This is a genomic window from Streptomyces sp. NPDC127068 (assembly GCF_042724695.1).
Lineage (GTDB): Bacteria > Actinomycetota > Actinomycetes > Streptomycetales > Streptomycetaceae > Streptomyces.
On sequence record NZ_JBHXEN010000096.1, the window covers coordinates 1 to 15270 of the forward strand.

Below are 15270 nucleotides of genomic sequence, written 5' to 3' on the forward strand. Positions count from 1 at the left end.
GCAACAACAACACCCGCAACAAAGGCGGCACACCCACATCAAACCGCCGACCACCCTCCTCCTCCTTCAACCGCCCAGCCTCAACCCCCGCCTCCTCCACCGACAACCCCGACAGATCCACCTCACGCCACGGCAACTCCACACCCGAGGCGATCAGCTGCACCGGGTCGCCGGAAGCCCGCCGCTGGAAGCTGGCGCGTAGGGCGGCGTGGCGGTCGAGGAGCGCCTGCCAGGACGCGCGCAGGACCGCGGTGTCCAGATCGCCGCGGATCTCCATGGCGCCCTGGAGCACGTAGACGTCGGGGCTCTCCTCGTCGTACCCGGCGTGGAACAGGAGCCCTTCCTGAAGCGGCGACAGCGGCCACACATCTTCGATCCGCACCTGGCTCACTGCGTCACTCACTCCTTCTCGCCGGAGAGCATGATCTGGAACTCGTCGATCTCGTCCTGGGCAAGGTCCACCATCGTGAAGTCGGACGGGGTGTGACCGCTGAGGACGGGGTGCGGGCCGGCGGTGTGGGCTGCCAGCCCGGTGAGCATCGCGGCCCAGCCGGCGACCAGTTCTTCAAGGGCGTCCTGGTCGAGCAGTCCGGCCGGGGAGGTCAGGGTGAGCGTCAGCTGCGGACCCTCGGGCAGGTCACGGACGAGCCCACCGGCTTCGAGGGTGTGGGACGCGGACATCCGGGCGTCCGCCGAGCCGCCCAGGACCACGTCTCCATCAGGCTGCCAGTTCGCTCCGGCGCTGTCATGGTCACCGTCCAACTGACGATCTCCGGCGGCGAAGCGTCCCAGGTAGTTGAAGCCGATCTGCGGGGTCGACGACCGGGCGAGCAGGGGGCCCGTGCGCGGGTTCAGGTAGCGCAGCAACCCGAAGCCGAGACCGTCCCCGGGTACGGCCCTGAGCTGCTCCTTGACCTGCTTGATGAGGAGGCCCGCGGCGGCTTCGCCGGAGCGGACGCCGCGGTGGTCCTCGGTGCCCGGGCCCAGCCGTACGGGGTGGCCGCTGGTGAACCAGCCGACCGTGCGGGTCAGGTCGAGTTCGCGGGCCCGGGCGCCCCGTGCGCTCGGCGCCCGGCCGTGTCCCTCGATGTCCACGAGCATCCCGGAGTCGACGTCGCGGCCCCGGGCCCGCTGCCGTTCGGTGACCGCGGCGACCAGTCCGGACAGGAGGACGTCGACGACGGTGGCGTAGTAGGCCCCCGGGGCTCGGGTCAGCAGGTCCGAGGTGACCGGGACGGGCAGGGTCAGGGAGGCCCCGTGGACGCCCGCGGCCACGGTGTCGACGGTCGGGTCCAGTGGCCGGTCTGCGAGGAGCGGATCGGGGCCGTCCAACATCCCGGTCCACTGGGGCAGTTCCGCTTCGCGGTCGGTTGCTTCCGCTTCCAGGAAGCGGGAGAACGTGCGGAAGGAGGTGCCGACGGGCGGGAGCGTCACGGGGCGTCCGGCTTCCAGCGCTTCGTAGGCCGCCGCCAGGTCGGGGAGCAGGACCCGCCAGGAGACCCCGTCGACCACGAGGTGGTGGGCGACGACGAGCAGCTTGCCGGGGGTGGTCGGGCCGGCGTCGAACCAGACGAACCGGATCATCGCCCCGGCCTCGGGGTCGAGGTCGTCCACCGTCCTGCGGAACGCGGTCTCCACGTCCGGCGTGCCGGCCCGGTGGACGAGGTCTGCGGCGCCGGGCCCCGAACCCTTCTCCGCGACGGTGAGGAACTGCGGTGTGCCCGAGGTGAGGTGGAGGCGGGCGCGGAGGATGTCGTGGTGGTCGAGGAGGGCGTCGACGGCCGCGGTCAGCCGGGGCAGGTCCAGTCCGGCGGGCACCCGTACCAGCATGGACTGCGCGAAGGCGCCGGTGAGCGCCCAGGGGCCGGCCCGTTCGACCAGTTCGTGCATGACGGGGGTCAGCGGGACCCTGCCGACCGCGACGTCGGGTTCGGTGGCGGCGGGGGGTGCTCCGTCGTCGATCGGGGTGGCGTTGCGGGCGAGGGCCGCCGGTGTCTTGTGTTCGAAGACCTGTCGGGCGGTGATCACCAGTCCGGCGCGCCGGGCCCGGGTGACGAGCAGCATCGACATGATCGAGTCGCCGCCGAGTTCGAAGAAGGAGTCGTCGGCGCCGGCTTCGGTGAGGCCGAGGACCTCGTCGAACAGGGCGCACAGGATCTCTTCGGCCGCTGTCGTGGGGACCCTTCCGCCGCGTCCGCGGAACTCGGGGGCGGGGAGGGCGGCCCGGTCGAGCTTGCCGTTCACGGTGACGGGGAGGTCGTCGAGCCGTACGACGGCGGCGGGGACCATGTGTTCGGGCATCCGGGCGGCCACGTGTGCGCGCAGTGCCTCGGGGTCGACGGCCGTCGGGGCGTCGACCTCCGGCACGACGTAGGCGACGAGGCGTTTGACGGTGCGCCCGCCCTGCCGGTCGGTGCGGGCGATGACGGCGGCCCGGGCGACCGCGGGGTGGGCGGTGAGGACGGCTTCGATCTCGCCGGGTTCGATGCGGAAGCCGCGGATCTTGACCTGGTCGTCGGTCCGTCCGGCGAAGACCAGTTGGCCGTCCGCGGACCAGCGCGCCAGGTCGCCCGTGCGGTACATCCGCTCGCCGGGGGCGCCGAACGGGTTGGCGACGAAGCGCTGTGCGGTGAGTCCCGGGCGGCGCACGTAGCCGCGGGTCAGCCCGGTGCCGGCGACGTGGAGTTCGCCCGTGACGCCCGGGGGCACCGGCCGCAGGTGCCGGTCGAGGACGTAGGCGCGGACGTTGGCGATCGGCGGGCCGAGCGGCACGCTGTCCGGGAGCGGGTCGGGTGCGGTCCAACTGGTGACGTCGACGGTGGCCTCGGTCGGCCCGTACTCGTTGTGGAACGCCCGGCCGGGGGCCCAGCGGCGCACCACGTCGGGGCTGCACTCCTCGCCCGCGGTGACGACGTGCTCGATGCGGGCGAGGACGCCGCCGGGGCCGTGGTCCTCCGCGGCGAGGGTCTCCAGGACGCTCGGGGTGAAGGTGACGGCGTTGACGTCCAGGGTCTCCAGTTCGCGCAGGACGTCCCCGTCGCGGCGGGCCAGGCAGAGGGTGGCACCGCTGGTCAGGGTGGGGTAGATCTCGGAGACGGAGGTGTCGAAGGACACCGAGGCGAACTGGAGGACCCGGTCCCCGGGCCCCCAGCCGTAGGCGCCGATGCGCCAGGTCACGTAGTTGGCGAAGCCGAGGTGCGGGACGGCGACGCCCTTGGGGGTGCCGGTCGAACCGGAGGTGTAGATCACGTAGGCGGGGTGTCGGGGGCGTAGCGGTGCCACCCGGTCGGTGTCGGTGGGGGTGCGGGTCGGCGCGGAGGCGAGTTCGGCGGCGACGTCCGGGGCGTCCCACAGCAGGTGGTCGAAGCCTTCGGCGTACCGCTGGCCGTCCCGGGTGCACACCAGGAGGGCGGGTCGGGCGTCGGCCAGCATGAACGTGATGCGTTCCGCGGGGTAGCCGGGGTCGATGGGTACGTAGGCGGCGCCGGCCTTGAGGACGCCGAGCATGACCGCGATCAGGTCGACCGAGCGTTCCATGAGGACGCCGACGAGGTCTTCGGGGCCGATGCCGAGGGTGATGAGGCGGTGAGCCACCTGGTTGGCCCGGGCGTCCAGCTCCGCGTAGGTGAGGCCGGCGCGGGCGGTGACGACCGCGGGCAGGTCGGGGGTGCGGGCGGCCTGGGCGGTGAACAGTTCGGTGACCAGCGGCTGCGGGACCGGGCGTCCGGTGTCGTTCCAGTGGGTCAGGACCCGGTGCCGTTCCGCCGGCTCCAGGAGGTCGACGCTGCTGATGCGGGTCTCGGGGTGCGCGGTGAACTGTTCGAGCAGTCGGGCGAGTCGGGCGACCAGGGTGCGGGCGGCCGGTTCGTCGAGCACGTCGGTCCGGTACTCCAGCCGCAGTTCCAGGTCGCGGCCGGGCGTCGCGATCAGGGTGAGCGGGTAGTGCGTCGCCTCCTCGTTGCCGACCCCGGTCACCGGCAGCCCGCCGGGCACGTCGGCGGGATCGGCGTCCTGCGGGTAGCTCTGGTAGACGACGAGGGTGTCGAACGCCGCTCCGGCGCCGGCGATGCGTTGGATCTCCGCGAGGCCGAGGTGGTGGTGTTCCAGTAGTCGGGTCTGTTGTGCCTGGAGTTGCGTGAGCAGTTCCGCGACGCTCTGTTCGGGGCGGAGGCGGACCCGGACGGGCACGGTGTTGATGAACAGCCCCAGCATCCGTTCCACGCCGGGCAGTTCGACGGGGCGGCCGGCGACCGTCGTGCCGAAGACCACGTCGTCGCGGTCGGTGAGGCTGCCGAGGAGGACCGACCAGGCGCCCTGGATCACGGTGTTCAGCGTCAGTCCGTGTCCGCGGGCGGTGTCCACCAGCGCGCGGGTGAGCGGTTCCCCGGTGTGGGAGGTGACGTGCGCGATCCGTGCGGCGCCGCCGTCCTGGACCCCCAGGAGGGTGGGCTCGTCGGCGCCGTCCAGGAGTGCGCGCCAACTCTCGCGGGCGGCCTCCTTGTCCTGGCGGTCGAGCCAGGCGAGGTAGTCGCGGTACGGGGTGACGGGCGGCAGCGCACGGGTGTCGCCGCCGGCCGCGTACGTCCGTGACAGTTCGCCGAAGAGGACGGGCAGCGACCAGCCGTCCATGACGATGTGGTGCGAGGTCACCAGCAGCCGGTGCCGTCCGTCGGCAAGCTTGGCGAGGAGCAGCCGCAGGGCGGGGGGACGGCTCAGGTCGAACCGGGCCGCCTTCTCCTCCTGTGCGAGCCTGTGGACCTCGGCGTCCGGGTCGGGCAGCCCGGAGAGGTCCACCTCCCGCCAGGGCAGCACCACCCCGGCGGAGACCACCTGCACCGGGTTCTCCAGGCCGGCCGGTTGCCGGAATCCGGTGCGCAGACTGGCGTGTCGGTCCAGCAGGGCCTGCCAGGAGGCGTGCAGGACCGCGGGGTCGACGGGCCCTTCGAGGTCGAGGTGCCACTGGCCGACGTAGACGTCCTGGCCGGTGTCCTCGTAGCGGGCGTGGAAGAGGAGTCCTTCCTGCAACGGGGAGAGCGACCACACGTCCACCAGATCGGGAACCGCCGCCTCCAACTCCTCCACCGCGCCCTGTCCCAGGCCAGCCACCAACGGGAAGTCCGACGGCGTATGCCCCCCACCCGACTCCTCCACCACATGCGCCACCACACCCCGCAACGCCGCCACCCACGCCTCACCCAACACCTGCAACTCCGCCTCGCCCAACACCCCCACCGGGCACACCAACGACACCGTCAACACCGGACCCACACCCTCCACATCACGCACCACACCCCCCGCCTCCACCTCATGCACCAACCCCATCCCCTCCGGAGCCGTACCACCCAAACCCACCTCACCATCCGGCTCCCACACACCCCCACCACCCACACCAAACCTACCCATATAGTTGAAACCAACCCGAGCCATCGGCAAACCACCCAACTCACCACCCACAAAACGCAACAACCCATAACCCAACCCCTCACCCGGCACACCCCGCACCTGCTCCTTCACCCGCTTCACCAACAACCCCACATCACCACCACCCACACCACCCACATCCACCCGCACCGGATACGAAGACGTAAACCAACCCACCGTCCCCGACAGATCCACCCCCTCCCCCAACGCCACCCGCCCATGACCCTCCACATCCACCAACAGGCCACCGGACACCCCGCGCACCTCACCCACCGCGGCCACGAACCCGGCCAGCAACACGTCGTCGACGCCCGCGTGGAACGCCGCGGGCACCCGGGTCAGCAGCTCCGACGTCACCTCCGCCGGCACCTGCACCTCCACCCGACGCGTCCCCGCAGCCACCGTGTCCACCAACGGATCCAACGGCCGATCGCCGATCACGACGTCGGCGCCCTCCAACAGGGCCGTCCAGGCCGGTAGTTCGGCGGCCCGCTCCGGTGTCGACGCCTCCGCCACCAACGCCGTGGCCCACGCGCGGAAGGACGTCCCCGCCGGTCCGAACTCCGCCGCCGCGGGGTCCGCACTCTCGTAGGCCGCGGACACCTCGGGCACCAGCACCCGCCAGGACACCCCGTCGGCCACCAGGTGGTGCACCACGAACAGCAGCCGCCCCGTCTCGTCGGGACCTCGGTCGAACCACACCACCCGCACCATCCGGCCCCCCACCGGATCCAGGAGCCCCGCCTCCTCCTCCACCCGACCCCGCACCACATCACCCAACCCACCACCCACCAGACCCCGCGCATCCACCCGCCGCACGGTCTGGTCGGTGGCCCCCTCCTCCGGTACCACGAGCCCGGTCGGGCGGCCCTCCGTCAGTTCCAGTCGGGCGCGCAGGACGTCGTGGTGGTCCACGACCGCCCGCACCGCCGCCTCCAGCCGGGCGAAGTCCAAGCCCGCCGGGACCTCCACCGTCAAGGACTGGGAGAAGGCGCCCGTCAGCGCCACCGAACCCGCACGCTCCACCAGCTCCCGCATCACCGGCGTCAACGGCACCGCACCCACCGCCGACACACCACCCCCGGCCGGCACCCCCACACCCGACAACTCCCGCGCCACCAAAGCCAACCCAGCCACGGACTTCCGCTCGAACACCTCACGCGCCGTGATCACCACACCAGCCCGCCGCGCCCGCGCCACCACCAACATCGACATGATCGAATCGCCGCCCAGCTCGAAGAACGAGTCCTCCGCACCGACCCGCGCCCGTCCCAACACCTCGGCGAACAGGGCGCAGAACAGCTCTTCGCGCGGTGTCCGCGGGCCCCGGCCGGTCGACTCGGTCACCTCGGGCGCCGGCAGGGCCGCCCGGTCGAGCTTGCCGTTCACCGTCACCGGAAGGGCGTCCAGCACCACGACCGCCGAGGGCACCATGTAGTCGGGGAGGACGTCCGCGGCGTGCGCACGCAGTGCCGCCGCGTCCACCTGGTCGCGGGCGGCGACGACATAGGCGACCAGCTGTTTGGTCCCCGGCTGGTCCTCCCGCACGATCACCGCGGCCTGACCCACGGACTCGTGTGCGGCGAGGACCGCTTCGACCTCGCCCGGCTCGATCCGGAACCCCCGGATCTTCACCTGGTCATCGGCACGGCCCCCGAACAGCAACTCACCGCCGGCCGTCCAACGAGCCAGGTCACCCGTGCGGTACATCCGCCCGCCGAAGGGCGAGGCCACGAAGCGTTCGGCGGTGAGGCCCGGGCGGCTGTCGTAACCACGGGCCAGGCCGGCGCCCGACAGGTACAGCTCGCCCGTCACACCGGGCGGGACCGGACGCAGGAACTCGTCCAGGACGTACACCCGGCTGTTGTCCATCGGCCGACCGATCGGTACGGCCGCCGGGACCGCGTCCTGGGCCGTGTACGCCTGGCGCGTGATGAACGCCGTGGTCTCCGTCGGGCCGTAGTTCGCCACCACCGTCATGCCCGGGTGGGCCGCAAGGACCGCACGGACCGCCGACGAGGACACCACGTCACCGCCCGTCGCCAACTCCCGCACACCCGCGAAGATCTCCGGCGACTCCTCCGCCAACACCCGGAACAGACCAGCCGTCACGTGCACGTTCGTCACCGCGTGCTCGGCGATCAAGCGTCCCCGTTCGGCCGCGTCCACCTCGCCGGGCGGCACCAGCACCAACCGCCCGCCGCGCACGAGGGGCACCCACAGCTCGTAGGTCGACGCGTCGAAGGCGTGGTTGGCCTGCACCAACACCCGCTCCACCAGCTCGTCGCGCCAGGCCCCGTCCGCGACGAAGGCCGCCACGTTGTGGTGGGTGACGGCCACGCCCTTGGGTCGACCCGTCGAACCGGAGGTGTACATCACGTAGGCGAGGGCGCCCGGCGGCACCACGGGCGGCGAAGCGAGGGGGTCCGCTGCCAGCAGATCGACCACCGGGACCGTCTCCAGCCCCTCCCGCACCCGGTCCGCGACGACCACCGAAACGCCGGCCTCGGACACCACACCGCGCAACCGGTCCACCGGGTGCGCCGCGTCCAACGGGACGTACGCGGCGCCCGACTTCCACACGCCGAGGAGGACCGCCACCAGTTCCGGGGAGCGGTCCATCACCACGCCCACCCGACCGCCCGGGCCCACGCCACGACCTGCCAACCAGCCCGCCACCCGGCCGGACCGCTCGTCCAACTCGGCGTACGACCAGACCGCGTCACCCGCGACCACCGCGACGGCTGACGGAGTGCGGGCGGCCCGTGCGGTGAACCACTCGGGCACCGTGCCGGCCGGTACGTCGCGGTCCGTGGCGTTCCACTGCTCGACCACCACTGCGCGCTCGGCCGCCCCGAGGACCTGGACCCCGCCCAGCCGCCCGCCGGGGTCGTCGGTGATCTGCTCCAGTACGCGGATCAGTCGGTCCGGCAGCGCACGGACGGTGTCCTCGTCCAGGAGGTCGGCGCGGTAGTCCAACCGGATTTCGAGGCGGTCGCCGGGGATGACGCCGAGGGCGAGCGGGTAGTGGGCCGCGTCCTCGCCGCCCAGCGGGCCCGCGGTCACTCCTTCGAGGCGTATCGGGCCCTCGGGGTGGCGCGGATAGTTCTCGTAGGCGAGGAACGTGTCGAAGGTGGCACCCGCGCCCGTGACGCGTTGGATCTCACTCAGGCCGAGGTGCTGATGGTCGATCAGGCTGCTTTGGCGAGCCTGGAGTTCGGTGAGGAACTGCACCACGGTCCGGGCGGGGTCCAGGCGCACCCGTACGGGCACCGTGTTCATCAGGAGGCCCACCATGCGGTCCGCGCCGGGGAGTTCGGCGGGCCGGCCGGCCACGGTCGCGCCGAAGACCACATCGCTGCGGCCGGTGAGCATGCCCACGAGGATGCCCCAGGCGCCCTGGACGAGGGTGTTGACGGTGAGCCCCGCGGCGCCCGCGGTCTCGCGGAGGGCACTGGTGAGGCGGGGATCGGCGAAGGTGGTGACGGTGTGCGGGGTGCCGGGCTCGCCGTCCGGGTCACCGGGGGCGACGAGGGTGGGTTCGGTGGTGCCGGACAGGGCGGCCCGCCACGCCTCGGCGGAGGCTTCGGTGTCCTGGCGGTCCAGCCAGGCCAGGTAGTCGCGGTACGGGGTGACGGGCGGCAGCGCACCCGCGTCGCCGTCCGTGGCGTAGAGCTCCGACAGCTCGCCGAAGAGGACCGGCAGCGACCAGCCGTCCAGGACGATGTGGTGCAGCGTCACATGGAGTCGGTACCGGTGCTCGGCCAGTTTGACCAGCAGCAGGCGCAGCAGGGGCGGGGCCGTGAGGTCGAACCGGACGCGGTCCTCGGCGGCCAGCCGGCGGGCCTCGCCCGCGGTGTCGGTGCTGCCGCTCAGATCGGCCTCGCGCCAGGGGACGGTGGCCGCCGCGGTGACCACCTGGACGGGGCGGTCCAGTCCGGGCGGCTGGCGGAAGCCGGTGCGGAGGTTGGCGTGGCGGTCGACCAGTGCCTGCCAGGCGGTGCGCAGTCGTGTCGGGTCGAGGGGGCCGTCCAGGTCGACGACGGTCTGTTCCACGTACACGTCGCGGGAGCCCTCGTCGTACGAGGCGTGGAACAGCAGCCCGTCCTGGAGGGGTGACAGGGGCCAGACGTCGGTGAGGCCGGGGGCGTCCGCTTCGAGTTCCCGGACGTCGTCCTGGCCCAGGGTGACGAGGGGGAAGTCGGAGGGGGTGTGGCCGCCACCGCCGTCGAGGGTGGTGTGGCGGGCGATGCCGGTGAGCGCCTCGGACCAGGTGGTGACCAGGTCGCGCAGTGCGTCCTCGGTGAGCAGTCCGGCCGGGGCGACCAGGGAGAGGGTCAGTCGGGGGCCGTCCGGCAGGTCGTTGACCAGTCCGCCGGCCTCCAGGGCGTGGGCGAGGGCCATCCGGGGGTCGGGGCGGACCCCGAGGCCGGTCCCGTCGACGGGGCTCCAGGGGGTTGCCGGTGCGGAGGAGGAGGTGGCGGCGTCCCGGAACCGTCCGAGGTAGTTGAAGCCGATCTGCGCCGACGGCAGTCCGGCGAAGGCGGGGGCCGCTTCCGGGTCCAGGTACCGCAACAGTCCGTAGCCGAGGCCGTCGCCGGGAACGGACCGGAGCTGTTCCTTCACGGCTTTGAGGAGTCGCCCGGCCTCCGGGCCCCCGGCGCGCACCCGGGCGAGGTCGACGGTGCCCGGGTCGAGGCGGCGCGGCGAGGTGCTGGTGAACCAGCCGAGCGTGCCGGTGAGGTCCATGTCCTCGCCGAGCGGCACCCGGCCGTGGCCCTCGACGTCGACCAGGAGCCCGCCGGCGGTGGCGGCGCGGCCCCGGTCGCGCCGCCAGTGCTCGACGGCCGCGGCCAGTCCGGTCAGGAGGACGTCGTCGATCCCGGCGTGGAAGGCGGTGGGCACCCGGGTCAGCAGGTCCGTGGTGGTCGCCGCCGGCAGGGTGAGTTCGACGCGGTGGGTTCCGGCGCCCTCGGTGTCCACGGCCGGATCGAGGGCGCGTTCCGCGAGCGGCTCCTCTTCGATGCTCAACAGATCGTGCCAGTAGGAGAGTTCGATCCGTCGGGCACCGCTGGTCGCTTGGGCGGCGAGGGCGCGTGCCCAGTGCGGGAAGGGGGTGCCGGCCGGGGGTCCGGCGGACCGGTCTCCGTCGTGGGCAGCGACCAGTTCGGGTACGAGGGTGCGCCAGGAGACGACGTCGACCACGAGGTGGTGGGCGACCAGGAGCACCCGGCCGGGCCGGTCGGCGCCCGCGTCGAACAGGACCACCCGCAGCATCCGGCCGTTCGCGGGGTCGAGGCTGCGGGCGGCCGACTCCGTCTCGGCCTCCGCGTCGTCCGTCGCGGCCCGGGTCACGCAGTCGGCGGCGGTCGCTCCCCCGCCGTCTTCCGGGATGACGAGCCGGGGCCCGTCCGCCGTGGGTTCCAGGCGCGCCCGCAGCAGGCCGTGGCGGTCGAGGAGGGTCTGCACCGCGGCGGTCAGTCGCTCGGGGTCGAGTCCCTCCGGTGCCCACAGCAGCATGGATTGGGCGAGGGTCCCGGTGAGTGCCACCGGCCCGGCACGTTCGGCGAGTTCCCGCATGGCGGGCGTGAGCGGTACGGGCCCGGTGGGCGTGGCGCCCGTGGTGGGCCGGTCGACGGCGAGGGCGGTCGCGACCCGGGCCAGTCCGGCCGGGGACCGGTGCTCGAAGACCTGCCGGGCGGTGATCAGCACTCCGGCGCGCCGGGCCCGGGCGACCACCAGCATCGACATGATCGAGTCGCCGCCCAGGGCGAAGAACGAGTCGTCGGCGCCGACCCGGTCCACACCCAGGGCCTGGGCGAACAGGTCACACAGGGTCGCCTCGACCGGCGTCACGGGGGCGCGGCCCTCCGTGCTCGTGAACTCGGGCGCGGGCAGTGCGTCGCGGTCGAGTTTGCCGTTGACGGTGACCGGGAGGGAGTCGAGGACCAGGACCGCGGACGGCACCATGTAGTCGGGCAGCACGGCGGCTGCGGCGGCCCGCAGCGCCTCGGCGTCCAGCGGGTGCCGGGCGGCGGTGCCCGCGTGGTCCGCCGTCGGGGAGGCCGTCTCCACCGCGGCCGGGACGACGTAGGCGACCAGCCGTTTCGTGCCCGGCTGGTCCTCCCGGGCGATCACCGCGACCCGGCCCGCGCCGGGCTGCGCGGCGAGCACCGCCTCGATCTCCCGGGGTTCGATCCGGAACCCCCGGATCTTCACCTGTTCGTCGGCCCGCCCCGCGAACGACAGCTCCCCGTCCTCGGTCCAGCGCGCCAGGTCCCCCGTGCGGTACATCCGCTCGCCGGCGGCGCCGAAGGGAGCGGCCACGAAGCGTTCCGAGGTCAGGGCGGCCCGGCCGGTGTATCCGCGGGCGAGCCCGGCGCCCGCGAGGTAGAGCTCCCCGACGACCCCGGGCGGGACCGGGTGCAGGAACTCGTCCAGGACGTACGCCCGGCTGTTGTCCATCGGGCGGCCGATCGGCACGGTTTCCGGGACGTCATCGGCTGCGGCGTAGGGCAGGTGGGTGGTGAAGGCCGTGGCCTCGGTCGGCCCGTACGTGGTCCGGACGGTGAGCCCGGGGTGGGCCCTCAGCAGGGCGCGCACCGCCGACGGGGACACCACGTCGCCGCCGGTGGACACCTCGCGGACGCCCGCGAAGATCTGCGGTGCCTCCGCGGCGAGCGCGGCGAACAGTCCGGCGGTCGCGTGCACGTTGGTGACCCGGTGCTCGGCGATCAGGCGTCCCCGCTCGGCGGCGTCCACCTGCCCGGACGGCACGACGACGAGGGCGCCGCCGCGCACCAGGGGCACCCACAGTTCGTAGGTGGAGGCGTCGAAGGCGTGGTTGGCCTGGAAGAGCACCCGTTCGGCGAGGCCGCCGTCCCACGCCCGGTCGAGCACGAACGCGACGACGTTGCGGTGGGTGACGGCGACGCCCTTGGGCACCCCGGTGGAACCGGAGGTGTACATCACGTAGGCGAGTGCGTCGGGCGACAGCGGCACCTCGGGGTCCGTGTCCGGCAGGTCGTCCGCCAGGAGGTCCGGGTGGGGGACGGTGCCGAGGCCGTCCACGATCCGGTCGGCCAGCGTCAGCGACAGACCGGCCTCGGCCGCGACCGTGCGCAACCGTTCGGCGGGGTGCGCGGCGTCCAGGGGCACGTAGGCCGCGCCCGCCTTGAGGACGCCGAGCAGCACGGCGACGAGCTCCGCGGAGCGGCCCATCACCACGCCGACCCGGTCCTCGGGACGCACCCCCCGCGCGATCAGCCCGTGGGCGATCCGGTTGGCGCGACGGTCCAGCTCGGCGTGGGTCCAGCCGGTGGCGTCGCCGGTCACCGCGGGGGCGTCGGGGGTGCGGGCGGCACGGTCCCGCACCAGCCGGTGCAGGGTCGCGGCGGGGAGGGTGCGCCCCGTGTCGTTCCACTCCTCGACCACGGCCCGCTGCTCGGGGCCGTCCAGGACGTCGAGCCGTCCGAGCCGGGTGCCGGGGTCGGACGCGACCTGGGCGAGGACGCGGGTCAGCCGGTCCACGAGTGCCCGCGCGGTCGACTCGTCGAACAGGTCGGTCTGGTACGCGAGGTCCCCGTCGATCCCGGCCGCGTCACCCGCGGGATCACGACGCTCGGTGAGGGTGAAGGACAGGTCGAAGCGGGCCGGCGGGGCGACGGCCTCCCGGGCCCGGACGGTCAGGCCAGGCAGCTCCCAGGACGGGGCCGGGAGGTTCTGGAGCAACAACATGACCTGGAAGAGCGCGTTGCGGGAGAGGGAGCGGGTGGGGTTGAGGTCGTCCACCAGACGCTCGAACGGCACGTCCTGGTGTGCGTAGGCGGCCAGGTCCGTCTCCCGGACCTGCGCCAACACCTCCTCGAACGACGGATCACCCTCCAACACCGTCCGCAACACCAACGTATTGACGAAGAACCCCGCCAACCCCTCCAACGCCGCATCCCCACGCCCCGCCACCGCCGTACCCACCGGCACATCACGCCCCGCACCCAACCGCGCCAACAACATCACCAACGCCGCCTGCACCACCATGAACACCGTCGCCGAACCCTCACGGGCGACGGTGGCCAACTCGGCGTGGGTCCGGGGGTCCAGCCGTACGGGTACCGACCCCGGGGTGAAGGTCGGCACGGCCGGCCGCGGACGGTCCGCCGGGAGGGCCACCTCCTCCGGCATGCCGGCGAGCGCGGTCCGCCAGTGGGCGAGTTGGGTGCCCACCAGGCTGTCCGGGTCGGCGGGATCGCCCAGGGTGTCGTGCTGCCACAGGGCGTAGTCCGCGTACTGGACCGGTAGCGGGGACCAGTCGGGTACGGAACCCTGCCGGCGCGCCGCGTACGCGGTCCGCAGGTCCCCCGCGAGGACCCCCATCGACCAACCGTCCACCGCGATGTGGTGGGCGACCAGCATCAGTACGTGCTCGGTCTCGCACAGGGACAACAACTCGACCCGCCACGGCAGTTCGCGGGCGAGGTCGAAACGGTGGGCGGCCAGCTCCGCCAGTACGGACGGCACCTCGTTCTCCGTGAGCTCCCGTACGGGCATCGACGGACGCGCCTCACGCCCGTGGACGATGTGCTGCCGGGGCACTCCGTCGATGGCCGGGAAGCGGGTGCGCAGGGTTTCGTGCCGGTCGGCGAGGTCGCCCAGGGCCGACCGCAGGGCGTCGGGGTCGAGTTCGCCGGACATCCACAGGGCGAACGGCACGTTGTAGGCGGCACCGCCGCCGGACTCCTCAAGTCCGTTGAGGAACCACATGCGTTGCTGTCCGGACGACAGCGGCAGGGGGTCGGGGCGGTCCCCCGCGACCACCGCGGCGCGGGCGGTTCCACGGCCGTCCTCGACCAGTCGGGCGATCCCGGCCGGCGAGGGGGCGGTGAACAGGTCGCGGACGGTGATCTCCGCGCCGAGGACCCGCCGGACCCGGACGATGAGGCGCATGGCGAGCAGGGAATCGCCGCCGCGGGCGAAGAACGAGTCCTCGGCACCCAGGTGCGGAAGGTTCAGCGCTTCGGCGAAGAGCCCGCAGAGCACCTCCTCTACGGGGGTCGCCGGTGCACGGCCGGTGTCCCGGCCCCGGTCGGGCGCGGGCAGGGCCGCCTTGTCCAGCTTCCCGTGCGACGTGACGGGCAGGGCGTCCAGCGCCACCACCGCGGACGGCACCATGTGGGCCGGGAGGGTCCGGGCCGCGTGCGCGAGCAGGGTGTCCGCATCCACATCGCCGTCACGGGGGACGACGTACGCGACGAGCTGCTTCACGTCCGGTTGGTCCTCGCGCACGACCACGACCGCCTGGCCCACCGACTCGTGCCCGGCCAACGTCGCCTCGACCTCACCCGGCTCGATACGGAACCCCCGCACCTTCACCTGATCATCCACACGCCCCACCACGACCAAGCCAGCAACACCATCGCTGTCGGTGGCCCAGCGGACCAGGTCCCCCGTCCGATACATCCGCTCACCCACACCACCGAACGGGCACGCCACAAACCGCTCCGACGTCAAACCCGAACGACCCACATACCCCCGAGCAACCCCACCACCCCACACATACAACTCACCCACCACACCACGCCCCACCGGACGCAACCACTCATCCAACACCACCACACCCACACCCCACACCGGCCCACCCACACCCACACCAGCGCCCACGCCGGTAGTCGCGGCCGGCGCCAACGCCTCCGACATCGTCGCGCACACCGTCACCTCAGTCGGCCCATACGCATTAACCAACCCACCCGACAAACCACCGGCCCACCGCTCCACCAACCCCGGCGAGCACACCTCACCCGCCACCACCACCGACACCACCGAACCCGGCAACGACCCCACCCCACCCAACAC

General features: G+C 72.9%; 2 protein-coding genes. Both read right to left on the minus strand.

The genetic code is table 11. The features are described 5' to 3' along the window. On the minus strand, window positions 1-391 hold a 391-nt coding region (locus ACFWIA_RS34425), incomplete at its 3' end, for a condensation domain-containing protein (protein WP_387011212.1). A gap of 8 nt (window positions 392-399) precedes the next feature. Then, the gene (locus ACFWIA_RS34430; RefSeq protein WP_387011213.1) at window positions 400-15258 is read right to left on the minus strand and encodes an amino acid adenylation domain-containing protein; all 14859 of its coding nucleotides are present in this window, start codon (window positions 15256-15258) and stop codon (window positions 400-402) included. Window positions 15259-15270: the final 12 nt, after the last annotated feature.